Below are 26,426 nucleotides of genomic sequence, written 5' to 3' on the forward strand. Positions count from 1 at the left end.
GCAGCGGGATCACATGGGTTTCCTGAGGACATTCGGGACCGAGATGTTAGAAGTACTTCCTCCTGCGGAAAGTGCTTGGAATCGGTTGGTGGTTCTGCGTAGCGCTCCAGGCGCAGGCAAGACATCGATTCTCCGTCTTCTCACACCTCAATCCCTTATTGCCATTGTCAGAATGGAGAACCCTGACGATTCTATTAGAGGTCTGAGAACTGTCCTCGAGAGAATGGAAGTCATTGGAAACGGGCAAGTACAAGTATTGGGGATGCTTGTCAGTGTAGGCAAGGATTACAGATCGCTGATTGACCTTGGTCCCAAAGGTGCAGGAAATCAAAAGGTATTCTTTAAGCTCTTAGATGCACGGATAATTGCTCGAGCGATAGAAGCGATTGCCTCAGCTGGTGGTCTTCGGTTTCCGCATGATGCGTCGCGCATTCGACTACGGCCTCGTGATGGTTCAGGTGGAGAAGCGGCTCGAGAGGCGATGGCACAAATTGGTTCGTCATTAGGCGACGAGACTTCTTCTTCGTCTGATAATGACCAAATCGACGGGGATGTGCTTCTTCGGGTCGCGCGCGCGAAAGAGGGAAGTGTCCTGACCCTCTTGGACTCACTTCTGCCGGTTGACTGGGCTTCGGAGGGAGGGCACTCGAAACTGTACTCCCTTGCGCTGTTGGGAAATGTTGATATTGAAGTAGATGGAAACGTCGTGGACTACAGACCGGTAGTGCTGTTCGATGACGTTCATGAACTCGAAGGTGGGCAGCGCGAGGCGCTTTACGGGCAGCTCTTGGACAGGAGCAACAGGCTGGGGCGTTGGATCGCCGAAAGAAAAGAAGCGGTACCCGACGATGAGCTGCTTGCCGGCACGACTGACGGTCGAGATTACCAGTTGGTTGCTCTCGAAGACGAACTCAGCGCTGGCTCGAAGGGAGGTCACTCCCCACGTTTGGAACGAATACTGGGCGGAATTGCTGACAGCCGCGCTCAGGTACCTTTGGCGTCCCTCGGAGTCCATGAAGCCTTTACGTCACTATTGAGATCCGTGGATCCTATAGATTCCAGTCGCAAATCAGAAATCCTGAATACGGTGTTTAGCAATCTGCGCGACCTGGTCGAGAAGAACCCCCAATACCGCAGCTGGATACCTGCGGCCGAAGCTGAATTTTCCAGCCCCGACCGAATGGAGATCGCTTGCCAATGGCGTGAACTTGAGATCATCATCGAGCGGGATGTGAGACGGTCGCCCCCAGCCTTGTTTGACCTTGATGTTGGGTTCGAACATGCGACCCGTTTGGCCTCATCGAGTACAAGAGCCGCTGCCCGGCTCTTTCTTGCCAAGGAGTTTGGCTTGCCCTACTACGCGGGCTCGGATGCACTCGCAGATTTGTCGAGCCGCAATGTGGAACAGTATCTGGGTCTCGGCGGTGACTTGTTCGAGATGATGACATCAGCAGTTACCCAGCGGAAGCGTACCGGTGCGCACTTGAGCGCAGCCGAACAGGACCAACGCCTACGAAGGTCCAGCAAACAGCTGTGGGAGGCAGTCGTCCGTCGTGTCGCGCACGGTCCTGATGTGCTGGCGCTGCTCCATATCATTGCCGACCATAGTCGAGCTGAAACGTTCCGGCCGACGGCCCCCTATGCCCCTGGCGTCACAGGCACAGCTATTGAGTTCTATGATCGTGAATTGCTATTCGCTCGAACAGAGCACGGGGCTCTTGGGCGATATGAGCGACTTTCGAGGGCCTTGTCATCGGCAGTGGCGAACAATCTGCTGGAAATGTCGGCGGAGCCAACCAGTACGAAAGGTCGGAAGTGGTCCGTCATCTATCTCAACCGCCTTCTATGCCCCCACTTCGACCTTCCGTTGCAGCGAGGCGGCTTTCGCGAGCAACCAATCGCGAAGCTGTCGCGGAGACTCGAACTGGCTGTCCAGGCCAAGGGCGATCGTCCCGTCCCTGATCCAAAGGAATCGCTGAGCTTGATCGAAGGATGGCCGAAATGAGTGTTGCTGACTCGGCCCAATTGCGCTGGTACGACTATGTCCTCGCAGAAGGAACGGAGCAAAGCGAACTGCTGTGGACTGGCGCGTGCCGTGAAGGGCAGAGAGTTCTTCTAATATGTGGCTCTGGATTCGACCCGCGAACATTGGACACGCCAAGAAGAATTTCAGCGCAGGACTGGAAAGACCTCTCGGTTCTTGCGTTGAGACCCGGAGCTAGTGGTGAGCACGAAGACGCGGAAGAGGCATCGCGAAATAACGCAGCTGAATTACGCCTACTCTTTGGGGAGAGACTCAATATCGTGAGTTCTCCCACGGTCCAAGACCCTAACACGGTTGGGACGGTCCTGAGCAGGCAACTTCAATCCGAATATCATGTTCTGGATTTCGATACTGTAATTGTGGACATGAGTGGCTTGCCATCTTCGATATCCTTCACAGTCCTGCAGCTGCTGCTACAGCAATCACTCCCCGGGGTTCCGTCAGACAAACGATTTGACGGGAATCTCCTAGTTACAGTGTCCGAAGACGTGTCAACGGATGAGCGAATCATTGCGAGCGGACTCGGCTCTGCGGGTATTCTCGCGGGTTTCGCCAGGCTTCCTGATCAATCAAGAACCTGTATCTGGGTTCCAGTGCTGGGTTCGGGAGCCAGCGAGGAGCTTCGGGCTCTGGCTACTCTCCTGGAGCCAGACGAGGTTTGTCCCGTAATTCCCTTCCCATCAAGGGATCCGCGAAGAGGCGACGATCTTGTGCTCGAACATCGAGTTTTGCTGATCGATGAATTGCAGTTCGAGCCGCGGAATGTTCTTTATGCTTCAGAAACCAATCCATTTGATCTTTACCGCCAATTGGTATGGCTTGCTCAGAGATACCGGACGGCGCTTGAACCCCTGGGCGGTGCAACCGTCGTGGTAAGTGAGCACACAAGCAAAATTCTCAGCCTCGGTGTACTTCTAGCGGCCCATGAGGCGAAGATCGTTATCGGATATGTACGACCAATGGCCTATCAATTGGTGGATCCAGTTTCCAACGACCGCAGACCTTCTATCTACACGGCATGGCTCACGGGCGAACCTTATGCATGAGCGTCAGGGGTATGAGGGAGGATGCCGTCATGGCACACTATACCGATGAGCTAGCTGGCCTCCAGGCTGCATACGCAGAAGCTCTGGAACAGCCCGGGGACGATTTACTCAAGGCCGCCTTTGGTGACCTGCGCGGCCGGTCTCTCTATGCAGTGGGAAGTGGCGGAACGTTGCCGGTGGCAGAGTTTGCTGCTGATCTTCATCACAGCAAGACCGGTCAGTTTGCCCTTGCGATTACGCCTCTGCGTTTTCTGGAGGTGTCCGCTCGAACGTCGCACGCTGCGGTTATCGTCTTCTCTGCGCGTGCCAAACACCCTGATACTGGACTTGTGGTCGAGCACGCAATAGCGCGGGGCATACCCATCGTGCTCGTCACGCAACGTGAGGTTTCTGAACTGGAGGGACCGCTTGCCAGTCCCTCAGTGACCGTTTTAACTGTTCCTTCTGCACAAGCCGACGGGTTCCTGGCTACTCGTAGTGTTTTGATGATGGCCACAGTGGTCGCAAGGTTCTACGGCAAATTAGATCTGCCAGCCGAACTCCCCGGACTTACTATTCAGCGCCCAGAGAATCTCAATAGTCGGGTGCTCGTACTTCATGCACAAGACGGGAGAGCGGCTGCCGTCGACGTGGAGACCCGAATGCATGAGTTAGGACTCGTCACCGTTCAGGTGGCGGACTACAGAAATCTCGCCCACGGGCGACATGTCGGCCTGGAGCGTAACTGGGACGAGTCGACAATTATTGCTCTGGTCGGCCCGGCGTCAGACAGGCTCGCGACGAAAACCCTCGGCCTGCTCCCGGAAAGACTCGACGTGCACCGTATCGAGACTTCCCTGGAAGGAGCAGCTGGCTCACTCGATCTACTTGCATCTGTTATGTCACTGCCCCGGGCCGTGGCCGCAGGCCAATCTGTGGAACCCAGCAAGCCAACCGTCCCTGTGTACGGTCGTGGGCTTTATCATCTGCCTTACAAGCGTCTTTACGTGGCAAGAAAGGTTGGTCCGATTGGGCGAAAGATCCAAGCGGCGGGTTTTGACCTAGCGAATGACGAAGTATGGACCCTATACATGTCGGCATACGCAGACTGGATCGCGGAAATGCGAAGAAGGCCGATCGGTGCCCTGGTGCTTGATTACGACGGTACTTGTGTGACTACGACAGGTAGATATGAGGTACCCAACCGAGACGTTCAACAGGCGTTGATCGGTCTGCTATCCGTTGGCACTCCGGTGACGTTTGCGTCAGGGAGAGGGGGCAGCCTTTACGAAGACTTACGCAAATGGGTCCCCGAGAAGTACTGGCACATGATTTCACTGGGACTTCACAATGGGGCCTGGCGAGTGGAGCTAGCGGAGGACTTGATGGAGGCGCGGATCCCAGTGCCTTTGTGGTCAGAGCAACTGCAGATGCGACTTCGGCCCTTCGAAGAGCGAGGACTAATCAAACTCCGGACTGGGCCGTCTCAAATCACGGTGACGAGCGATGCGGCTGAGATGACTTCAGCCGGGCTTCGTCAACTTGTAACCTCTGTCGTCGATAACAGCGGGGCCAAATTAGTTCGGATTGCCGCGAGTGGGCACAGCGTGGATGTCATTGATGTCGATTTTGGCAAGGAAAGGATTTTTGCTAGCACTGTGTCTCGCTACGGGTCTGCCTTGGCTATCGGAGATCAAGGTCAACCGGGAGGCAACGATTTTGCTCTCCTTGCCTCGACTCTGACAACCGTCTCAGTGGACTGCTGTTCTGCGGATCCAACAAGGTGCTGGAACATCGCTGGTTCGGGTTCTAGGGGTCCGCAGGCGCTCGTGGAAACTCTGTCGAAGTTGAAAGATCGAAGGGGCCAGCTGTATCTATCGGTCAAAAGCAGCGATCATTGAAGTGATGACAAACGAACCCATTAGTACTTCCCTCCACGACAGGTTCGCCGCTCGAGGTGTAGCTGGACGTCCTCCCAGATTCGTTAGCAGCGGCTTTACTGCTGTCGACGTCATTCTCGATGGTGCTGTGAAAGCATCACCGGGGGGCACTGCCACAAACGTGGCACGAGCGCTGCAAACAATGGGCTGGGCAACGGAAGTTATCGGAACCATCGGAGACGATCCCGCGGGTAGGTTTCTTAGGTCTGAGCTTTGCGCAGACGGGATCGGAGTTGACAACCTTCGACTCGATCCGAAATGGACAACACCGATCGTTCTTCAGGAGGAAAGGCGGGGCGACCACGTATGGCGGTTTCAATGCCCGTTGTGCCGAACCTCCTTCGCGAAGCACAGACCCACCCCTAGCGGATTGGCGCTTTCCCTAGTTGGCACGCTCCCGGCACCCGATGTGTTCTTTTTCGACCGTCTGAGCCTCTTCGCGTTGTCGATCGCAGATACTTGGGCGCAGCAAGGGACTTTTGTTGTCTTTGAGCCCGCCGGGCTTGGGAGGCCGCATCTATTCGAGAGAGCGGTCCGTGTTGCGAATTTGATCAAGTTCAGTTCGGAACGAGCTCCTGCCTTCCGCGAGCACCTGCGTGCAAGTCCGTCCACTCTCGTCGAGACTCTCGGCGCAGATGGGGCGAGGTTGCTTGTTGCGGGTTCCCATGATTGGCGCCATGTCGCGGCCAACCCGGTTGAAAATGTCGTCGATTCGGCCGGCGCTGGAGATTGGACAACCGCGGGTCTTATAGATGAACTTTTTGCGAACGTGGTGACCGCAAAAACCCAAGACCTGGCAAAGGCTCTCGCTCATGGACAGATACTCGGTGCCGAGGCATGTGCCTGGAAGGGTGTTTATCCAAAGGAATCTGCCGAATTTGATCGTGAGGATTTCGAAAGTTTCGCCTGCCCTCGCGTCATACATGAAAACCATGGTTCAAGGCGGGAATTGAGCCTCGCCTAAAGGAAATTCATCCCCTGCAGTGTGGCCTGAATTCGAGTGCTTTTGGCGACTTTTTGGTGAAATCGTATCCCAGGGCGAGTTGCAGGCGGAGGGGACAGCGTGAGAGTCCAATAGGGGCCATTCGCAGATGAGCATGGTTGGGGTGGGCTGAGGCTGTCGCTGGAGTGGTGGCCGTTTGTTGTTCGGCGTGGTGCGGCTGGAAAGAGGCCAGGGCCTCTTTGAATTGGTAGCGACCAAGTAAACGCATGACCAAAGAGACCCCGACATGAATAACTCTATGTCTTGTTCCGATGCCCGGTGGTGCACACGCGCGGACGCGCTGCTCGGGGTCGAGGGCATCCACGTCAGTTCCGTCATTGCGACCGGAAGGGCCTGGTTCTGGGCGTCGAGACCGGCGAGGACGTGACCGGTTGTCCGGACTGCGGCGCCGTTACCGTGGGCCAGGGCCCCGGCGGGTTCGGCTTCATGACGTACCGTGTTTCGGCAGGCCGGTAAATGCCGCCCGATTAGCCAGAGAATCCCCTTCGAGGCGAATCGATTTCTTGAACTTCGTAGCGAGGTCTGTCACCCCAATTGGGAGCGTCGGGTGGTCCTTGTGTCAGATATGGCATTCCTTCGACGGCTAAGAAGATGAGAAATTTGACTGCTGACATCACGTACGAGCCCAGTCCACGCCTCTGAATACGAAGCGTATATTTTCGCCAATGTATGCAAAGATAAACTCGAAATATGATTGAGCTTGCCTAAAACTGGGGAAATGCGTGTCGTTGGTAGTAGAGGAAGAGCAAAGTGATGCTCTCACGATGTTTTCATTTGAGGAGATCGTCCAGGAAATTGCTCTTAAACGAGCATCGGCACGCCAAGGTGCCGAGAGTTGGGACCGGCTTCATGCCGTGGCGTCGGAGCTTGCTGGCTCATCTGAAGGAAGCACACATTGGTTGGAGCCGAACCGTAGTTGGCACCTTGAGCGGATCTCCATAGATAATTATCGCGGCATTCTGAACGAAGTTCCGCTCGAACTTCTCTTTGATCCCACACCAGGAATCACCGTTCTGCATGGACTGAACGGGGCGGGAAAGTCCAGTATTAGCGACGCAATCGATTTGGCACTTAGTGGCACTGCGGCCGCCCCGACTGGCGGAAAAGCTGGTAAGGCTGCTCTATGGGACCCCATACATCTTGCAAGGGGATCGTCATCGGCGCGTGTCGAAGTGACCCTGTCCTCGCGGGGAGAATATTTGGTTGTTGCCACAGTTTTGGGAGAATCAGGCCTCGTCGAATCCCACGAAGCTCGCCTCGTAGGACCTAACGGCTTGGAGCCGGTGGATCTGGGATCAAACTGGCATCAAGCATTGGCCAGCCATCAACCCGTCTTCGCTTACGCATCACTTGAACGACGGGTGCAGTTGAGCAAAGATCTCGCGACCTACTTCGAGGGACTGCTGGCCTTGGGTGGAAGCTTCAACGCTATTCAAGAAGCCATAACACTTCGAGGAAACGCGTCCGCGGAGGCGCTAACCCGGTGGCGCAGGGCGAAGGAAGAAGCCATGCGTGCTCTTTCTCAGGTCGACGACGAACGAAGCGCTACATGCAAATTCACCCCCCTTGGTCCCGTGCCTGAGCCCACCTTGAGTGATTCCAAGGACAAGTGGTTGAAGGAAGCAGGCCTGCTGGAGTCGGGATTGAGTTCAGCCTCCTTACCGGACGACAGCCGGGAACGACTCTCGGATGCGGCTAGGAGTGTTCAAAACACCATTAGGTCTTTCGAGCAAGCTGGCACCACTGCCGAGCAACTTTTATCAGGACCTCTCGAGCAACTACACGATGAGGCTAGCAGGCGTCATCTGGATGTCGGTACGTGCCCTGTCTGCGAGGACGGGGGCTCTGGCTGGCTGGTAACTCTGGGTGAAACGGTAAAACGCAACCAGAACTTGGCGTCACTTAGGGCAAAGGTCGGGTCCGATACGAAAGCGTTGGCTGCCGTTGCAGACGAACTATTGACACCCGTCCTCAAAGTAGGTTCTCAGGCCGAGCCGGGTGACTCCATCAAAGCGTTGAGTTCTTCGGGGCAGAAGCTGCTAGAAAAATTCTATGCCGCACGTGAGTCAGGACTCGCCACTCAGCACTCAGTCCTGACAGCAACGGCGGACCTGGCGGGTTGGCTTCGTTCTGATGACGCGCAAACCCTGGTGAATGAGGCCGTAGCGCGAACCGATGCAACGAAGCAATGGCTTATTGCCAGGGCACGAGCAGTCGAGAGATTTGCGGCTGTTTGGGAAGCGGACGGAGTTTCTGCTGCAGAGTCGGCCAGCTGGGTAGCGACTTCGAGCCGGGTGGAGGAGCTGCGAAAACATCTGCGGAAGAGGCGGAGTGACTCCCTTGAAGGGAAAGCTGGCGCACGGGTGATGGAACTTCTATCTGATGCCGAGCTCAAGCTGAAAAGCATCAATGTTCTTGCTACAAAAGCATCAATGGAACTGGTCGACCGAAACGACAATCAGGTTGATCTTGGAATGTTGAGTGCAGGACAGAGAAACGCTGTCCTGCTAGCCCCACTGCTCGCGTCAGTAGACGCTGGACCGTTCGGGTTCCTCATTCTCGACGACCCTGTTCACGCTTTCGATGAGCTGCGGATTGATAGGCTCGCTGCCTTATTGGCCGAGCTCGCGGAAACGCGTCGTGTAATCGTGCTTACGCATGATGATCGATTAAAAGAACATTTGGCCGCCAGGACCTATGACTGTGACACGCGGTTGGTTGATAGGTCCGGCGCCACAGGAGCCGTTGAAGTCAAGGACAGTAGCCACTTTTGGGATCAGTTGCTCCAGGATGCTCGGACTGTACTTGACTTGTCACTCGAAGAAACTGGCACCACTGAGGATGTCACAGACTCAATTCGCGGACTGTGCCGAATGAGTATTGACAATGCGCTCAGGACGTTTGTCCTTCGGAATGCCGTCCTCTTCGGTCGGGACACGGAAACCGATCTCACAGAGCTCGACAAGGCTTACACGACTGAGAAACGGCTGGCGGTAGCGGCGGACTTTTGGCAGGGCACAACTTCTGCTGGCACTAATCCTGTAAGACGCGCTGAGCAAAAATGCCAGACATATCTTTCGTCTTGGAATCAGTCAGTTCACGGAAATCCTCAATTAAGCAATGCCACAAAAGAGGAAATCCGCGCGGCGCGAGATGCTTGTAAGGCGTTGGCAGCTGCTTCATGACGGCAAACGGTGCAACCAATAAAGCGGAAACGCGCTTGGCAGTCATTGACCTGCGCCTCCGGCTAGAGCAAATTGCCACGCGGGCCGTGCTGGATGCCTTCCCGAACCAACCAGTCACCGTGGACCAAACCAACATTCGAAGTCGCCTGGCCTTCGTCCTCGTTGCCTACGAAGCACGGGAGGCACCATCCGAACTACTTGGCCTACTTAGACTTGCGCGCCACATCTATCGGCGAACATCGGATGTTCTCCATGGACGTTCAAGCATGGTAAATCTCCCTGCAGTACTCCTTTCGGAGTGGGAAGCTGTCGTCCTGCGACTCGAGGCCATAGGCCGGTATAGCGATGCAGCTGTCCAAAGCTGGGATCGAACTGCCCAAACTAGTACGGGCTCGAAACGGGGGAATTTGTGCGTGGAATGAACTTTACTGCCATCGATTTTGAGACAGCTAACAGTCAACGTGGTTCGGCGTGTGCGGTCGGTCTGGCCCGGGTTGTAAGCGGAGAGATTGTCGAACGGGCGTCATGGCTAATCAAGCCACCCAGGGGCATCGATCGGTTTGAGCCTCGGAATGTCGGCATTCACGGCATCCGCGCACAGGATGTTGTGACCGCCCGAGATTGGGAAGCATCACTCGCAAGCATCTTCCGATTCGCCGCTGGCGGGCAGTTCGTGGCCTACAACGCCAAGTTCGATGCGAGCGTGATGAGGGCCGCTACGGAAGCGACTGGACTTGACCTGCCACACCACGAGTTTTATTGCGCACTCGAACTCGCCCAAGAGCATCTGGTTCTCCCGCGTCACAGGTTGAATGACGTCAGTGATCATTTGAATCTTCCGCCGTTTGAACACCACGAAGCCGGTGCGGACGCGATCGCCTGTGCCAGGGTTGTGCTTGCCATTGCGCGCATGGGACAACGTCAGTCAATTGCTGAAATGTGGACGACCCCAGTCGGCGCGAAAAAGACCACGCGCCTGGATTCGAAGGGGGCGCGAACGCCGGTTGGCGGGCAAATCAACTACACGACCGAGCGAAGCCTCCGTCTGGCTGAGCTGCCGCAACCTAATTCCTCTGCCGACCCGCAGCATCCATTTTTTGGTCAAACGTTCTGTTTTACCGGCGAGCTGCAGAGTTTTTCGAGGCTTGAGGCCATGGCCGCGGTCGCGGACTTTGGGGCTACGAACCGTCAGGGCGTCACCAAAAAGACAAGCTATGTCGTCGTCGGGCGGTCAGACTCTAGGCACTCGGCATCGGTTGGAGATCTGGGCGGATCCAACAAGGAGCGCAAGGCCCTCGACTACATTGCTGGCGGTCAACAAATCACAGTGCTGGGGGAACGTGAGTTCCTGCAGTTTTTGACAGGCGCGAGAGCCAACAATCTGGTCTTGCCATCGGTGCCTATGGATTCGGCTAACCTTTCTGGCGCCACACTCAAGCCCACGGCTATGACGATCGGTCGTCCTGCCTCTACGACGACCGCGTCGAGGCCTGCCGCCGCAGACTCAGGTCTGCATTCAGTTCGGAACGGCTTGGAGAAAGCTCCCGAGGGACCTCGATGGCTGGTCGTGCTGAGGCGGATTCTTGGGCTGAAGTAACTATCGGTCAGGCCGACTTTTGAATGATGGTCGCCGCCTGTGACTTCGGGAGCGGACAACCCAAGCGGGCGACGGCCGGAGGTCCCGCCGTCGCCCGCTCCTTCGCGTTTCAGCAGTTACTGCTGGAGGTTAAGCAGCATCCGGTCCTGCCTGCCCAACTGCTGGACGGCGATTTTCGTCGCGTCCCCTTCGTGTAGGTAGAGGAAACGTGGTGCAGTCCAGGATCCTAAACGCCCACCCCCGTCGTAGCACATCGAAACACGGCGCAACATTTCGGCGTGTCGCACGTAACCTGTTTAGATGCCTCGTTTTGCGCTTGATATTGACTCCGTCCCCCGCCCCGTCCGTTCGCAGGAGCTGCTGGACGCCGTGAACCACCGGGTTGTCATTGCCGATGGGGCCATGGGCACCATGCTGCAAGGGCGGGAACTGTCCCTTGAAGAAGACTTCCTGGGCCTGGAAGGCTGCAACGAGATCCTCAACCACACGCGTCCGGATGTCCTCGCGGACATCCATGACGCGTACTTCGCCACAGGCATCGACGCTGTCGAAACCAACACCTTCGGCGCCAACTGGTCCAACCTCTCCGACTACGGCATCGACGACCGGATCGAAGAGCTCGCCCGCAAGGGTGCGCAGATCGCCCGCGACCGAGCCGAAGCCGCAGAAAAAACAGACGGACGCATGCGGTGGGTCCTGGGCTCGATGGGGCCGGGCACCAAGCTCCCCAGCCTGGGGCACACCAGCTACGACTACCTCAAGCAGACCTTCGCCCTCCAGGCCGAGGGACTCATCGACGGCGGAGCGGACGCCTTCCTCATCGAAACCAGCCAGGACCTCCTGCAGACCAAAGCCGCGGTCAACGGCTGCAAGCAGGCCATCGTGACCCGCGGCATCCGGCTCCCCATCTTCGTCGAGGTGACCGTTGAAACCACCGGAACCATGCTGATGGGCTCCGAGATCGGCGCCGCGCTCACCGCGCTGGAACCGCTCGGCGTCGACGCCATCGGCCTGAACTGCGCCACCGGCCCGGACGAGATGAGCGAGCACCTCCGCCACCTCTCCAAGCAGTCCTCCGTGGCCATCGCCTGCATGCCCAACGCAGGTCTACCGGTGCTCGGCCCCAACGGCGCACACTATCCGCTCTCACCCAGCGAACTCGCCACCGCGCACGAGCAGTTCGTCAAGGAATTCGGCCTGGGCCTGGTGGGCGGCTGCTGCGGTACGACGCCGGAGCACATGGCCGCCGTCGTCGAACGCCTTGCACCCTTCCGCAACGGCGCCTCGGTCGCCAGCGGCGGGCGGGGCGCCGACGGCAGCCGCGTTCCCACCGAGAGGGAAGCCGGCATCGCTTCGCTCTACCACCACGTGAATTTCGACCAGGAGCTGTCCTACCTCGCCATCGGTGAGCGCACAAATGCCAACGGTTCGAAGGCGTTCCGCCAGGCGATGCTCGAAGAGCGCTGGGACGATTGCGTCGATATTGCCCGCGAGCAGGTCCGTGTAGGCGCGCACCTGCTGGACGTCTGCATCGACTATGTGGGGCGCGACGGCGTGGCCGACATGAAGGAGATCGTCTCGCGTTTCGCGTCGGCCTCCACACTCCCGCTGGTCATGGACTCCACCGAACCGGCCGTCCTTCAGGCCGGGCTCGAACACATCGGCGGCCGCCCGGTGGTCAACTCCGTCAACTACGAGGACGGCGACGGCCCGAACAGCCGCTTCGCGCGCATCATGCCGCTCGTGAAGGAGCACGGGACCGCCGTGATCGCCCTGACCATTAACGAAGAGGGCCAGGCACGCACTACCGAGGGCAAGGTTGCCATCGCCTCCCGCCTCGTGGACGCCCTGGTGGGCGAATGGGGGATGCGCGTAGAAGACATCATCGTGGACGCGCTGACCTTCCCCATCGCCACCGGCCAGGAAGAAACCCGCCGGGACGGCATCGAAACCATCGAGGCCATCCGCCAGATCACCACGAAGTACCCCGGCATCCAGACCACACTTGGCGTCTCGAACGTGTCCTTCGGCCTGAACCCAGCAGCGCGCATGGTCCTGAACTCGGTGTTCCTGCACGAAGCCGTGCAGGCGGGCCTGACCAGCGGCATCATCGACGCGGCAAAGATCGTGCCGCTCGCGTCGCTGCCGGAGGAGCAGCGCAAGGTGGCCCTGGACCTCGTCTGGGACCGCCGGGAGTACGACGCCGACGGCAACATCACCTACGACCCCCTGAACATCATGCTGGACATGTTCGCCGGCGTCGACACCGCAGCGCTCAAGGACCAGCGCGCCGCCGAACTTGCTGCGCTGCCCACCGGCCAGCGACTGGAGCGGCGCATCATCGACGGCGAGGGCAAGGGCCTTGAAGAGGACCTCGACCTGGCACGAAGCGAAGGCATGACCCCGCTCGGCATCATCAACGACCACCTGCTCGAGGGCATGAAGGTGGTGGGCGAGCGCTTCGGCGCCGGCGAGATGCAGCTGCCCTTTGTGCTGCAGTCCGCCGAGGTGATGAAGAACGCCGTGGCCCTGCTCGAGCCGCACATGGAGAAGTCGGACTCGTCGGGCAAGGGCACCATGGTGATCGCCACCGTGCGAGGCGACGTGCATGACATCGGCAAGAACCTGGTGGACATCATCCTCACCAACAACGGCTACAACGTCATCAACATCGGCATCAAGCAGGGGATCGCCGAGATCATGGCCGCGGCGGAGGAGCACAACGCCGACGTGATCGGCATGTCCGGCCTGCTGGTGAAATCCACCGTGGTGATGAAGGAGAATCTCGCGGAGCTGCAGTCCCGTGGCCTGGCGAAGAAGTGGCCCATCATCCTCGGCGGTGCGGCGCTGACCCGCGCCTACGTGGAACAGGACCTGGCGGAGCAGTTCGACGGCGTGGTGCGCTACGCGAAGGACGCCTTCGAGGGCCTCTCACTCATGGAACCGCTGGTCCGCGTAGCACGCGGCGAGTCGCCGGACGACGTCGGCCTTCCGCCGCTGAAGAAGCGCATCCACAAGGGAGGCGCGAAGTTTACGGTGACCGAACCGGAGGCGATGCCCGGCCGTTCCGACGTCGCCGCCGACAACGCCGTGCCCGCGCCGCCGTTCTGGGGCACCCGCATCGTCCGCGGCGTGGCGCTGCACGACTACGCGGCTTTGCTCGACGAGCGCGCCACGTTCATGGGGCAGTGGGGGCTCAAGCCCGGCCGCGGCGATGACGGCGCCTCCTACGAGGAACTGGTGGAACTCGAGGGCCGGCCGCGCCTGCGGTACTGGCTGGACCGCATCCTCGCAGAGGGAATGCTTGATGCGTCCGTCGCGTACGGCTATTTCCCGGTGGTCTCCGAGGGTGAACAGGTGGTAGTGCTGCACCACGGGGAGGATCACGACGGCGTCCTCGGCACCGCGGGACTGCTCGCCCCCGATGGTGGTTCAGGCGGTCCGATCGGCACCGAGCGGCTGCGTTTCGACTTCCCGCGCCAGCGCCGGGACCGGCACCTGTGCCTGGCCGACTTCGTGCGGTCACGCGAATCGGGCCAGATCGACGTGCTGCCAATCCAGCTGGTCACCGCCGGTTCAGCGATCGATGAGGTGACTGCGGAGCTGTTCAAGGGGAACCACTACCGCGACTACTACGAGCTCAACGGCCTGGTCATGCAGCTCACCGAGGCGCTTGCGGAGTTCTGGCATGCCCGTATCCGCACGGAGCTGGGTTTCGCCGCCGAGGAGCCCAAGGACAAGGCGGGGTACTTCAAGCTCGACTACCGCGGTGCGCGCTTCTCGCTCGGGTACCCCGCGTGCCCGGACATGGAGGACCGCCGCAAGGTGACGGAGCTGCTGAAACCGGAGCGGATGGGCGTGATCCTCAGTGACGAGCTGATGCTGCACCCCGAACAGTCCACCGACGCGTTCGTGTTCCACCACCCGGAGGCCAAGTACTTCAAGGTGTGAGTTCGTGCTGGTCCTGCTTTAATGTCTTGACCTGCACATACAGTGCCAGCGTATAAGTACGTGCCTCCCAAGGCGCAGAGACAAGCATGGGCGCCGCGCTGGACACCCAAAAACCAGGAGCGGACCTAGCCGCTAAGGCTTCTGCCTGCCGGAACAGGCATTGTCGGGGGAAGTCTGGTACACGTGCAGGACATGCCGGACGCAGAAGAGTTGGCTCTACCTACGCACAAGGCAGGCTTCGAGCCTTGGAGTTTCATGAGTAAGACTCTTCGGTTGGAGATGCAGACAGTGTCTGGACAATGCCCCGAAGGCTCGTGGAATACAACCAGCCCTTCGGGCTTTTGCACGTTGATTCCGAAACGCTGGAGCGGACGCCGAAGGCTTCCTACTTTTGGCTGCAGGAACTCATCGAGGAACGGGATCCTGCTACTGCGTCCGGGGCGCTGCTGCGAGGCAGCAGTGCCCCTGATTTTGATTGATGCGGGTATTGCTAGAGGAATGGCCCTTCCTGTTGAAGCCGGGACAGGTGGATCGACCGCGCGGGGCCTTCGGTGTGGAGGTTTGAGGAAATTGCCAGCAGGCCCCTGAGGTCCTCTTCGCTGCAACGTGTGTCACGGTCCTTCCGCCATGGCCGTCTTCTCCGGGGATCGTGCCCGGGTCACTGGGATCGATTCTTCCCGTCGTTTCCAGTATGGCGAACCCAACGTGAGATCTCTTCGGCTACAGTTTCCGGGCGGGTCAGGGGCAGCATGTGGCCCTCTCCGGGCAGTCTGACGAGTTCGGCCTCCGGCAGTGCCTTTAGTAGTCGGGAGAGTTCTTTCTCGGGCACCTCGTGATCTCCACTGCCGTGAAGCACCAGGGCGGGTACGGACAGATCTGGTGCCATCCGGGTGCCGTCATGACTGACGCTGGCGAGAGCGGTGCGGGCCAGGACCTCGGGCCGGCTGCTGAAGAAGTCCTTCCGAACATGGGCAACGGCCTTGTGGGGATCCTCGGGTGTGAAGGCGAACCGGCGGGTAAGTCGGTCGGAGAGCGAGCCAAGGGGGCGTATGAGCTTTCCGGCCTGCGCCCCGGCGCGTAGGGCGTTCATCCATGCCCAGCGCAGAGCCCCTCGGACAGGAGAGGGAAGGTTGCGCGCGGGGAAGCCGGCGAAGGTGACTCCGGATCCACCGGATCCCACGAACACGGCGCCTGCGATCCGGGTGGTGCCGCAGTGGTGGGCGCGGGCGACGATAATGCCCCCTCCCAGGCTGTTGCCGACAACGACCGCGGCGGAGTCCTGGGGGACGACCTCGCGCAGCACTGCGTCGAGGTCTTTGGCCTGGGCTTGCATGGAGTAGTCGCCGCTGGGGGCGTCACCGCTTTGTCCATGACCACGCAGGTCGTATGCGACGACATGATGACTTTCAGCCAGGAGCTGGGGTACCTTTCCCCAGGAACCGGTGGACAGGCCAAGGCCATGCACCAGTATCACAATTGGCGCCCCCGCCGGGCCCCAACGGGCTAGCACCAACCGGGTACCATCAAACGAAACCAGATCGGTCATTACTGCACTCCTTCGTTCCGCATCCTTGAGGTCCAGCTTCCCGATGGTAGCGCGGTCCCACGCCTGCGCTGATTAAGCAAAGGACAGATGGCGGAGAGTGTCAGTGGCAGATAGGTTCCACCCCTTGCACGACAAGCGCACGGCAGTTGTTCCGCCTGGTCAGCCTCCTCGGCCCATTTGAACTCCCTGTTTCCAATTTCCCGGAGGTTGCCGGTTCTGCAGTCTGTACTTGTCCGACCTCCGCGCGGGCAGCTGTGCCCGGCCTTGAATCTGCTGAGACAACGGCGAGATATGAGTCCCTGTGAGGCTTTCAATCCGGATAAGGGCGCCTCCGTCCTGGCGGGTTTGGTTTCAGGATTTGCGTCAAAGGGTTTGTAACCGCAATTGGGCATCCGTTTCGGGGTCAGGATGCCAGCCATCACGCTGCTTGCTGACTGGAGGGGGCACCGTTCCGGTGACCCGAACTATGGGTTGTCGGCACGGCGGTGGGCGAAAGTCATGGGCGTTTGGCTCGCTGTTGGTGCCGTGTCCGGGACGATCCAGGATACGCGTCTGGCGCCACCTGTCATCAGAGCTTCCGACCGGTGCATAGGTGTTTAGAAGGGCTGCCACCGACGGTGCGTCTTCCCTGGCTACTTCACTGCGCCCGGCCGCGCACTACGGTTTAATGCAGTCCCTTAGGGTCGTTGGCATCGTAAATGGAGTTTTCGTTGTTGGTCAGTTGTCGTTTTCGAGCGGCATGTTTCAACTGCTGGTTCCGGCGTGGCGGGTGGTGCGTTTCGGTGCTCCGCGGGCTGGTTGGAAGTACCGCCAACAGACAAAGACCCATGCTGTGCCGAACATCAGACTGACAGCTGTGTCAGTCGGGTAATGGACCCCCCAGTACAGCCGGGAGAGGGCCACCCCGAGCACGAGGAGCGGCGCGAGGATGAGGCCGAGGTTGCGGAGCCGGGATTGCGTCCACGCCCGCAGGAGCAGGGCAAGGCCGCCGTACATGACGACGGCCGCCGCAACATGTCCTGACGGGAAGGACGAGGTGGGAGGAAGTCCTTCGGACAGGTGCTCGACGTCCGGCCTGGCCCGGCTGACGATCATTCCTGTGACCAGGTACAGGGCAGTCTCACCGGTCACAGCCACGAGCAGGAACGCCGCCGGGGCAGCCCGCCTGGTGATTGCCATGGCGAGCGGTGCGGCGACAAGCAGAACGCCCACGATTCCGGCCGTGGTTCCAAAGGACCCTGCCACAGATGCCAGAACGTTCAAAGCATCATTGCGGTGCTCAGCCAGCCATTGCACCACGGCATGGTCCATACGCTGCACGGAGGCAAGTACCGCCGTGATGAGAAAGCCCGCGCCGGTCACACCGCCGGCAAGGAGGACCCAGATGCTGGCGAGCTTGAGGGCGCTGCTTCGCCCTCCGGGCAGCGTCGGGTCCCGGACTGGTGCCGGGACCCGCGCGGCGCGATCCTGTGCAGGCAGGCCCCGCCACCATGGGGGCCACGGGCCGGCCTGCTGCTGCCACCTGCGAAAGGCCCGGAAGGAAGCTCCCAGCCACGCAAGTCCTATCAGCCAGCCACCGAGTATCGGTCCGGGTGGGACTGCCTCGGCGAGTATCCGGATGATCTCGAAGCCGATCACGGGCGCCGCTGTTCCGATCACCGCCCAGGGCCTGCCTTTCGCCGGGACTGCTGGAAGGAAGACCAGGAGCAGAACGCCGGAAATGACAGTGAGTTGCATCGATCCGCTGGAGAACAAGTTCCCGTCCCCGGAGGTCCCGTCGGTGATCAGTGCAGCGAAGGCCAGCAGGAGGATTCCGCCGCCGGACAGGAACACCATCCCCAGTGCGACAGTAGCTACGTACAGTGCTGAGGTGAAGATTCCGCGTATGAGCAGCCACAGGACCGTCATCGGAAGGATCAGCCACCCGACCTGTCCAGCGATCTCTGCCAGGAAGTTGGCGGCCCCTCCCAGCACATTTATGAAGCTTGGGCCAGAGGAAACGGCAGCGCCTTGCAGTGGCGCTACCAGTTCGATGCCGAGGCCCAGAAGAGCCAGGGTGAGGAGAATCGCGGCGCAATGCGCCATGAAACTGGGCATCCCCTCTTTCAGGTGTTTGTCCATGGCGGCTCCCCTCGTAGTTCTTATCCCATCTGGATCATGCCCCGGCGGCGGCCACTGTTTGCACCCGGTCAACGGTGGGGCCTTAAGGTCGGGGCTTCGTCTAAGTGGTGCCGGTCAGGCCCTTCTGCTCATGCTTGTTTTGGTCATTTTCCAGGCTTTTGTTCCAGCTTTTTATGGAGGTCCAGATGACGGCGGCTATCGGAACGGCAAGGATCGCTCCGATGATCCCAGCGAGGATTCCGCCGATGGCCAGGACCAGAAGGATCACCAGCGGGTGGAGTTTGACGGCGTTTCCCATGATGACCGGTTGCATGAGATTGCCTTCGAGTTGTTGTACGGCGATGACGGCGACGGCCAGCGCCAGTGCGGCACCACCGCCCTTGGTGACGAACGCGAAAAGGACAACGAAGATCCCGGTGATGGTTGCCCCGGCGACCGGGATGAAGCCGCCGAGGAAGACGATGGCTGTCAAGGGCAGGGCCAGTGGCACGCCCAGCAACAGCATCGCCAGTCCGATCCCTGCGGCGTCGATGGAAGCTATGACCATGATCCCGCGCACGTATGCGCCCATGACCTCTACCGCGTTCTTTCCGGCGCGCATCGTCCGGGCCAACCGGTCCCCATGGAGCCATCTCGTGAGGAAAGCCCAGATGGTCTGGCCGTCTTTGAGGAAGAAAAACAAGACCACGATCATCATCAGCAGCCCCGTCAGAAAGGTCCCGATGGTATTGAGGGCAGCGAAAGCATCGCCAACGGACATGTCCCCGGTAAGGGAACGGACTGCACTTTCCCGCGCCTGGCGTACCTCCTGTTCCGAGAACGGCAGCGGACTCTGGGCAATGGTCTGATCCACTCTGGCAAGGCCAGCATCCGAACTGGACACCAGCTCGTCCCACTGGGTGGAGATGGAATAGGCCACCCCTGCCCCGATGCCCAACAAGACCACAACACAGGCGAAGAGGGAGATGAACGTGGCCGCCGGTTTGGGAATGCTCCTGTCTTCAAGGAAGTGAACCAGGGGTCGGATCGCAGCGGTGAGCAGCAGTGCGATCAGCACCGGTACGAGGACCAAGTTCACCGCTCTCAGGGCAATGGTCGCCAGGACCACGGCAAGCACTGCGAGGATCGCCAGGTTCAGTCTGACGGCAGCATGGCCTACTCGCGTCGTCCAGACATTTGGTTTCCCGTCCGCCGGCGAGGCACTCATTGTTCCGCCAGGCTCTGGATCGCCGAGGCCGGGTCTTTCCACCGAGCCAGCAGCAGGCCGGCCACGATCGCGCCCGCTCCGCCCACGGCTATATCAAGAAGGGTATCGATATAGCCGACGTGGATTTCTTTGGAGATGAACGCGTTACCGGCCCACTCAAAAATTTCCCAAAGCACGGCAACGGTGACACCGAACGCGAAAGTCATCACCACAATGGAACGCCCTGGCAGTGCCTTGCCTAATGCACTGCCAGGGGTGATCTCGGCGCGGGCCAGCAGCAGAAAAAGTACTGCAGCTGATGAACCGGCCGTGACGAAATGCACGATGATGTCCCACCACGTGATTGCAGCGTAAAGGGAAACGACGGAACTCCAGGAAGCGAGGAATATCGTTGCGCAGAACGCTGCATCGAAAGGCCCCGCCAAGCGGGAAAGCCTGGGAATCATCAGACCGACAGCGACTACGGCGAATCCGATGACTTCGGCGATCCCAAGCCATATAGCGGCAACCCCCACACTTAGAATGGTTGCCGCCCTGAAACCGTCACCGATACGCCGTCCACGAGTATGCGCTGGATTTCTTCTAGCATCCAAAGCCTTGATCCTCCTCCTCATGTCCCACTTCAGGTTCACGTGCTCTCAGCCGTCAGGTGAAAGCCAGGTTGTGTCCTGTTTCGCTGGTCTTCGGCCAGGGCAAGCGCCGGTGATCTTCAAGTCCCAGGGAGAACTCAAAAAGTGCGGATCGGCACGATGACCGCGGACACCCGGATCGATGCAAGCCCCCGGTGGCAGCGGCAGAAACAGTTCCATGCCCAACAGAACTGAAGTCCCGTACGCTTGCGGTAACCGTTCCCGGGCCATTGTTACGGCCCGTGATGCAAAAGCGCACGGGCAGCGATCACCGGTGCCACCACCACAGTCATGACACTCGCCACCATGCCTGTCCCATCCAGACACTTCCCTGGGATCTCCAGAGGCTCCTGAGCAGCCATACCGTCCCGGTCCTCCTAAAGCATTGGCAGCACACCAGCAACGCATCCCCTGCTACAGACCTTGCCATTACCCGCCCGGGGAGTCCAACGGTTCACCCACTGACCATTCAGACGGCCCTGACTTCGGCCTTTATCGCCCGGCCCACGGTGCCACTTGGAACCGTGGTCCGGGTCCTCGGTAGCCTACCCTCAAAGCTGATAGCGCCCGGCTACAGGCCGAACGCTATCGGTGATTACCTTGTCCTGCAGCGCGTCTTGGCCGCCGACCACTCCCAACGGGAAGCACCCAGGCCGGCGCCACATTGAGGGTATCTGTTGCTGTGAGCACAGCCGCAGCCGTTGCAAGTCTGGCGAACAACTCTGACGGCCCTACCTGCGCTGCTCCGGCGACGGCATCGGCATCATGTCCCATGCCTCCTCCTTGTCCTCCAAGCAGCGTATTGAAGGATCCGTGTTCGGGCCAGTGCCGCTGCTGCCACGGTGAATGGGCGGCCCACTGCTTACCTTTCAAGTCCAATCCGGTGATCCACTCCAGTCTGGTCGACTTTACCGTGGAAGCGCATGCCCATGTGTCCCCCGAGAACTGCTCCGGCGAAGGTGACCAGGGCCGCGATGATCAGGGCGGTGACACTTCCGGCCGTGACCCCTTCCTGGTTTGCTGGAAGTCCGGGGAAGGCCGTGGCGTTGAGCAGGTTGTCGAACTGGCTTCCGGCCAGGGCCGCGAGAGCTGCGGCAATGACGGTGGCGATGACAGCCCACAGCCAGACCGCAAGGCCGTGTTTGGCTCCATCAAAGCGCGCCATGCGTCCGGCGACGTAGCCTCCGCAGTAGTAGGAGATGAAAAGGATCACGGCCAGAATGATCCCTTCAACGACGTTTACTGTCTGGAGGTTCTGCGCCCCTTGATTGGTCACCGTGGAAGGGTTCACGTTGTTGGCTGCTCCCACCGCGGCGGCGATAGCGGTGATCAGGGCGGTGAGAAGTACAGATATTCCCTCGCAGTCATCCAGCCCAAAAAGCCGAACCGAACTTGACCCCGCCGGAGCGGCCCCGTTCCGCGGCGACGGTGTCATCCCGGAGGCCCTTAGGGCTGCTCGCCCCGTGCCCATGCAGTTTCATTGCTGTTCCTTCCTTCCGTAGAGGTTATCCGTCCCCGGCCCGGCCCACTCGAATGGGGTCGGTGCGGACGGGCCAACTGGGAAGGGCTGATAACGTCAGCGGGGGTAGTAGGGGTAGGCAGGGTAGGCGTAGCCGGGGGTCCAGTACGGTGGAACGCTGTAATAACCGTAGACGCCCTCATAGTACGACCGTGTGTCTGCCAGATCCGGGTCATAATCGGGAGCCCCTGCGATGTGTTCCCGGGTCCGGTCAATGAGGACTTCCCCGTCAGCGGCGTTGATGCTTTTCACCGCGTCCACGGGAATAAATGTTTTGTCCTTCCCGATCCCCAGGAAACCTCCCGAGGCGATGATGAGGAAACGGACTTTTTCCTCCTCCTGATCAATCAGCAACTCCTCCACCTTGCCGATTTCCTCGCCTGACCGGTCCCTGGCGGTGTATCCACGGATATCTTCCTGCTCAGCGGCCACGGTCTTGCCGGTGTCTTCCAGCTTCACCAGTTCCCAGGCTTCGTTCGTGCCCATTACGGTTCTCCTTTTCAGTCGTCAGCAGCTACGGAGGTGTCGATCTCTGACGCCTTTAGGTAGGGCTTACCGTCCCAGTCTTCAAAGAGTGCGTCGTCGAGGTCGACATCAAGATCCTTTTCAACGGCCGGCAGGTCGAATGCGGTGTGTACGGTGCCGGTGACCTTGACGGTCAATTCAGGCTTGAGTTCCGGCTCGGCGTTCTTGTGCAGGACCAAAAGAGGGTCGACCGTTGTGTCTTCGGTTCCTGCGATGGTGAACGCTTCCGGGGTGATAATTTCGTTTACGTTCGCCGATACGGTGACTTCCTGGCCCTCCCGTACGTCCACATCGTCCAGGAAATCCTGGTCGTAGGGGCCATCAAAGGGGTTAGCGGTGTTGTTGGTTTCGGTCTCTTCAGGTGCTTCCTGGACGTCTTCGACATCGGCTCCCGTTTCAGGGCCCTCCGTGCCGCAGGAGGCAACTCCCAAGGCACTGAAGGACAAGGCGCCGGCAAGCGCCCAGCGCATGAAAAGGTTTGGCTTACGAGTCAACATGGATACTCCTTGATTTCAGCAGACAGTGGGTTGCCCGCGCCGCCTGGTTTCTGATGTTCCCGCGCTTTCCACGCTGGCAGGGGCCGACGGAGCCGTACAACGCGTGTGACTCAGATGCAACGGGTTTCCCGGCGGAGTTACTGCCTTGTGATCCCTCCTCGGTCTAAATCCCCACAAACATGCCAGTGGCGCACGAATGGAGGAGTTGCAGCCGGGTCCGGTAGGTTCCAATCCGGTGAAAACCTTTGGCTTTCCTCGACTCCTGCGAATCCTGTCACTAGCATTGGCGGATTCTGATGGCCCGGCACGGATCGCCCATCCCAGCAAAGGGGGAAGCAGGCTAACGAAAAATGACTTGCCCTCAACTCAGCATGGTGCAAGTCTGAAAATGCCATTCAGGGTCCGGTCTAGGACCAGCCGCGCAAGTGAGAGCAGTCAGGACAACAGGGATGAGAACAGGACTTCAATGTCACAGACATTTCGTCAAAGCCCTCTTCGCAGGCGTGATAGTCCTGTGCCTGCCTGGATGTTCGGAGGCGCCGGAAGAGGACTGGTATGCAATAGCAAACGGCGCCGATACTGAGGTAGGAAAAGTAGAGGTACGGAGTCTCATTCTCGTCGCCTCCGCCGAAAACGAGGCCGGCCGGCTGCTGGGGACTCTATACAACACCTCGGACGAACCGCTTAACGTCACTCTTTCAGACGAGGACGACAACGTCACCATCCGGGTGGAAGGCCAATCAAACCTAGGACTCGACACCCACGCCCACTTCTTTTCTTCCGTCAGTGAGATCCCAGGTTCAAGAGTTCCGGTCACCATCACTGTCGGGCCCGATAGCACACAGCTCGACACACCCGTACTGGACGGCACCCTTCAGGCATACCGCCCATACGTGCCAACAAGCACCCCATCCCCCTAACGCCACATTGGAGCGGCCTCGGCCTCCGGTCTGCTTCGGCTCCAAGACATCACCGACTCAGGGCGTGGCTACCGTGCCATCATTCGGCGCGAGGACGCCAATACTACGCACGAAGAGTCACGGTATTGGCCCCTCCCGGAACTTGCCCATGAAGCCATCACAGGCGCCTGCCTGACCGACCTCCCCCGTACACGGAGCAGAACCTGCCTTCATGCTTATGCGCCCTCGAATGACCCGTCGCCCGACTTGTCGATCTGTCGGACCACCGCAAGATGAACAGCCGTGTCTGCAATACGGTGGATTGACTTTAGGGATGCAACGATGTCCTTGCCGTCCCCGGTTTCTATCAACAGGTGCCCTTCAAATACGGGTCGGTTTGTCCGTGCAATTTCCCGGGTTGCTGCTTCAACGATCTGCCGGTCCCGACTTCCACCGAAGACCAAATTCAGTGGTGGCTTGACGCCCTCAGCAAGCTCTAGGGCCTTCACCACCCCAATGATGGCTCCCATGCTGTCCAAAACAGTCATACCAATGCGTATCCTGCCCAGGCCTGCCATGTGTCGTTTCCTGTCTTTAGACCTCCGAACGACCTAAACGTATTCAGGCAGCTTGGGCAGAGGCAGGCAACGGGCTGATAGGTCACTGCAAGTCGGCAAGGAGCTTTCTGGGAATTGGCTGGATATAGCCTATAGAAAAATTTTGTTAGCCCCACAAAGAGCGCGACGCAAAGTAGGTTCTGCCGAGCGGCCGTGTAGGCGTTGGGACCGTTCCCTACGGAGAGTCGGGACACTCATAGCCGATCCGGGCAGGATGGAAATATCGTTTGTTCACCCTTGCAGGAACAACTAGCACCCCCTGAAACCCCGATCATAGAGCTACCGTCAAGCTGCAGGGATCGGACATGCATTTGCTTCCTGACCAAGGTGGCGGGAGCAATGTGACCATGTGCCGTCCACGGCTGGGGGTCAATCGGGTTATCCACGGCTGGACAGAGGGAGGCCGTTGGGAGCGCTCCTGGATGCCTTCTGTCATCGTCTCGTTTGATGAATAGCTAAGGCGGCGCCCGTGGCAGAGCCCTCGCAATGCCGGGGACTACGGAAACCCCGCCCATGGGGGACGGGCGGGGTTCCAAGAGAACTCGTGGCAGAACAGTCGGAAATAACGACTTGGGCTGGCCGTGTTGACCGTCTCTATGCCACGAGGTACGCAAGCGCCGGGCTGCGGGAGCATCTGGTTTCCTGGTTCTGGTCGCGGGTGTCCTGGCCGGGAACGCCCGTTGATGGGTTATCGACAAAGACGACTTGCCCCACTTGCCCCTGCGATGCGCTACTGCTCTGGAGTTCCTCGCCGACACCTGCATAACCAGGCTTAGGTTCCAGCCTGGGTTCATCGAGACTTTGCACCGTTCCGATGCAGGGACGGGAGCCCTGGGTCTGGTGAGAAATGCCCCATATTGTGGAAAAGTATAAGTCTCACAACGATGGCTGGTGGATCGTGCAGCACGAGATGGAACGTTCGACCCAGAAATGGAAGACACTGGCACGCGATCTTGGTCGTGTGGCCATGAGAGTATTCGGCCGTCTTGAAGATGCGGCCGACTCCAGAACGTTCGAAGTGTGCGCACGAATTGGGTACTCGGCCAATGGATTGCTCCATTTTGTTGTCGGCGTTATCGCCGTTAGCGTGGCCGCTGGCGCCCGGGGCGACATTGAACGATCGGGCGCACTGGAAGCCCTCGCGGACCTACCCGGTGGATACATCCTGCTGTGGACCAGTTTCCTAGGGGCCGCGGCCCTTGCGGTTTTTCAGCTGAGCGAGGCCGCTTTTCGTTGGAAACACCGAGACAAAAAGGAAAAAGTCATGAAGCGGCTGAAAGCCGGTTTCAAGGCAACTGCATATGCTGCAGTCTCTGTGTCATTCGGTGTCTATGCCCTTGGCGGCGAGACTGACAGCAGCGCCCAGGCTCGGAAGTTAACGGCAGACCTGTTGGCGGCTCCGTTAGGTGCCGCACTGTTGATTGCAGTAGGTGTGGGAATCATTGCCATCGGGTGCTATCACCTCTTCAAGGGTGCCACTAAGGGCTACCGCAAGGACCTCGGGACACTCCCACAAGGACCTCGTGGTGCTGTAATCCATATCCTGGGTTCGGTTGGGTATTTGGCGAAGGGCTTTGCTTTGGCGGTGGTGGGGGCGCTTATCATTGTGGCCGCAGTAACTGCATCACCCGAGGACTCCACTGGTTTGGACGGGGCGTTGAAAGCATTACAGGGACAGTTCCTTGGCACTGTCGCTCTTTCGATCGTAGCGATTGGGCTCGTATGCTACGGCCTATACAGCATCATCCGCGCACCTCTGGACAGGATGTGATCCCCTGGTCATCCTCTCCGCGTGCGGGAGTGGCCTCCTCGTCCTGCTCTGGCCCGGGCAGTTCCTTGCAGCCCGCCTAACTGGCGCCCTTGCTATTGCGGTCCTCTGCGGCCGGACTGTTCGGCGACTTTTGATCCGGCCATGGCTGGGGTCAATTCAGGTTATCCACGGCTGGAACTAGGCGCCGTTGGGTAACTCCCTGGCAGCAGCGGTGGATAACCTATGAGAATTGTCCCTGGCTGTGGGCGGCGGTTGCACACCGCTTCTTCGAAGCGGAGCGACAGTCAATTCCCGTTGTCAGGCTGGAGTGTGCCCTAACCGGACTTACACTCGGCACGCCGGCCAGGTTT

19 protein-coding genes and 1 pseudogene are annotated in these 26,426 nt (G+C 59.4%); 12 read left to right on the plus strand and 8 right to left on the minus strand.

All coding sequences use genetic code 11. From position 1 onward, the window contains the following. Positions 1-223 precede the first annotated feature (223 nt). The 9 genes and pseudogenes from AU175_RS13395 to AU175_RS21765 all read left to right on the plus strand — a co-directional run bounded on the left by AU175_RS13395 (position 224) and on the right by AU175_RS21765 (position 15,224). Entirely contained in the window at positions 224-2,005 is a 1,782-nt protein-coding gene (locus AU175_RS13395; protein WP_231938561.1) for an ORC-CDC6 family AAA ATPase, read from the plus strand. Next, positions 2,002-3,090 (plus strand): hypothetical protein, encoded by a 1,089-nt coding sequence (locus AU175_RS21400; protein ID WP_231938562.1) that lies wholly within the window; start codon positions 2,002-2,004, stop codon positions 3,088-3,090. The genes AU175_RS13395 and AU175_RS21400 overlap by 4 nt, the downstream gene beginning before the upstream one ends. A gap of 29 nt (positions 3,091-3,119) precedes the next feature. Continuing rightward, entirely contained in the window at positions 3,120-4,970 is a 1,851-nt protein-coding gene (locus tag AU175_RS13400) for a hypothetical protein (RefSeq protein WP_231938563.1), read from the plus strand. Positions 4,971-4,974: 4 nt separating this feature from the next. Then, a pseudogene (locus AU175_RS22415) lies at positions 4,975-5,289 on the plus strand (PfkB family carbohydrate kinase); the annotation flags it as partial. 129 nt (positions 5,290-5,418) lie between these two features. Beyond that, positions 5,419-5,973, plus strand: a complete 555-nt coding sequence (locus AU175_RS22420; protein WP_231938618.1) for a PfkB family carbohydrate kinase — start codon at positions 5,419-5,421, stop codon at positions 5,971-5,973. 761 nt (positions 5,974-6,734) lie between these two features. After that, complete coding sequence (locus AU175_RS13410) at positions 6,735-9,197, plus strand: ATP-binding protein (protein ID WP_156642305.1); 2,463 nt, start codon at positions 6,735-6,737, stop codon at positions 9,195-9,197. A 418-nt stretch (positions 9,198-9,615) separates the two neighbouring features. Further along, positions 9,616-10,794: an exonuclease domain-containing protein gene (locus tag AU175_RS13415; RefSeq protein ID WP_082979149.1), complete on the plus strand. Its 1,179-nt coding sequence runs from the start codon at positions 9,616-9,618 to the stop codon at positions 10,792-10,794. A 300-nt stretch (positions 10,795-11,094) separates the two neighbouring features. Continuing rightward, on the plus strand, positions 11,095-14,745 hold the full coding sequence (gene metH, locus AU175_RS13420; protein ID WP_066289714.1) for a methionine synthase: 3,651 nt from the start codon (positions 11,095-11,097) through the stop codon (positions 14,743-14,745). Between the two features lie 299 nt (positions 14,746-15,044). Then, positions 15,045-15,224, plus strand: a complete 180-nt coding sequence (locus AU175_RS21765; protein ID WP_156642307.1) for a family 1 glycosylhydrolase — start codon at positions 15,045-15,047, stop codon at positions 15,222-15,224. Between the two features lie 179 nt (positions 15,225-15,403). On the opposite strand, the gene AU175_RS13425 is transcribed toward AU175_RS21765, so the two are convergent. Further along, the gene (locus tag AU175_RS13425) at positions 15,404-16,291 is read right to left on the minus strand and encodes an alpha/beta fold hydrolase (RefSeq protein ID WP_066289717.1); all 888 of its coding nucleotides are present in this window, start codon (positions 16,289-16,291) and stop codon (positions 15,404-15,406) included. Between the two features lie 408 nt (positions 16,292-16,699). Here AU175_RS13425 and AU175_RS22810 point away from each other — a divergent pair, with 408 nt between their 5' ends. Continuing rightward, positions 16,700-16,891, plus strand: coding sequence for a cytochrome ubiquinol oxidase subunit I (locus AU175_RS22810; RefSeq protein WP_156642308.1), 192 nt, complete (start codon positions 16,700-16,702; stop codon positions 16,889-16,891). A 144-nt stretch (positions 16,892-17,035) separates the two neighbouring features. Here the strand turns inward: AU175_RS22810 and AU175_RS13430 are convergent, their stop codons facing one another. The 6 genes from AU175_RS13430 to AU175_RS13455 all read right to left on the minus strand — a co-directional run bounded on the left by AU175_RS13430 (position 17,036) and on the right by AU175_RS13455 (position 22,789). Continuing rightward, complete coding sequence (locus tag AU175_RS13430; protein ID WP_066289721.1) at positions 17,036-18,412, minus strand: phosphatase PAP2 family protein; 1,377 nt, start codon at positions 18,410-18,412, stop codon at positions 17,036-17,038. Positions 18,413-18,512: 100 nt separating this feature from the next. Next, complete coding sequence (locus tag AU175_RS13435; RefSeq protein ID WP_066289722.1) at positions 18,513-19,619, minus strand: AI-2E family transporter; 1,107 nt, start codon at positions 19,617-19,619, stop codon at positions 18,513-18,515. Next, on the minus strand, positions 19,616-20,134 hold the full coding sequence (locus tag AU175_RS13440) for a hypothetical protein (protein ID WP_066289723.1): 519 nt from the start codon (positions 20,132-20,134) through the stop codon (positions 19,616-19,618). The genes AU175_RS13435 and AU175_RS13440 overlap by 4 nt, the downstream gene beginning before the upstream one ends. A gap of 976 nt (positions 20,135-21,110) precedes the next feature. Continuing rightward, positions 21,111-21,683, minus strand: coding sequence for a hypothetical protein (locus tag AU175_RS13445; protein ID WP_231938564.1), 573 nt, complete (start codon positions 21,681-21,683; stop codon positions 21,111-21,113). A gap of 141 nt (positions 21,684-21,824) precedes the next feature. Continuing rightward, a complete protein-coding gene (locus AU175_RS13450; protein WP_066289726.1) occupies positions 21,825-22,253 on the minus strand; it encodes a PRC-barrel domain-containing protein in 429 nt (142 codons plus the stop codon). A 14-nt stretch (positions 22,254-22,267) separates the two neighbouring features. Then, positions 22,268-22,789 (minus strand): hypothetical protein, encoded by a 522-nt coding sequence (locus tag AU175_RS13455; RefSeq protein WP_156642309.1) that lies wholly within the window; start codon positions 22,787-22,789, stop codon positions 22,268-22,270. A 449-nt stretch (positions 22,790-23,238) separates the two neighbouring features. Here AU175_RS13455 and AU175_RS21770 point away from each other — a divergent pair, with 449 nt between their 5' ends. Further along, complete coding sequence (locus AU175_RS21770) at positions 23,239-23,709, plus strand: hypothetical protein (RefSeq protein WP_156642310.1); 471 nt, start codon at positions 23,239-23,241, stop codon at positions 23,707-23,709. 215 nt (positions 23,710-23,924) lie between these two features. Here the strand turns inward: AU175_RS21770 and AU175_RS13460 are convergent, their stop codons facing one another. Continuing rightward, on the minus strand, positions 23,925-24,236 hold the full coding sequence (locus AU175_RS13460; RefSeq protein ID WP_156642311.1) for a hypothetical protein: 312 nt from the start codon (positions 24,234-24,236) through the stop codon (positions 23,925-23,927). A gap of 916 nt (positions 24,237-25,152) precedes the next feature. Here AU175_RS13460 and AU175_RS13465 point away from each other — a divergent pair. Beyond that, positions 25,153-26,076 (plus strand): DUF1206 domain-containing protein, encoded by a 924-nt coding sequence (locus tag AU175_RS13465; protein WP_082979151.1) that lies wholly within the window; start codon positions 25,153-25,155, stop codon positions 26,074-26,076. Positions 26,077-26,426 lie beyond the last annotated feature (350 nt).

The sequence above is a fragment of the Arthrobacter sp. B6 genome (assembly GCF_001663775.1).
Classification (GTDB): domain Bacteria; phylum Actinomycetota; class Actinomycetes; order Actinomycetales; family Micrococcaceae; genus Arthrobacter.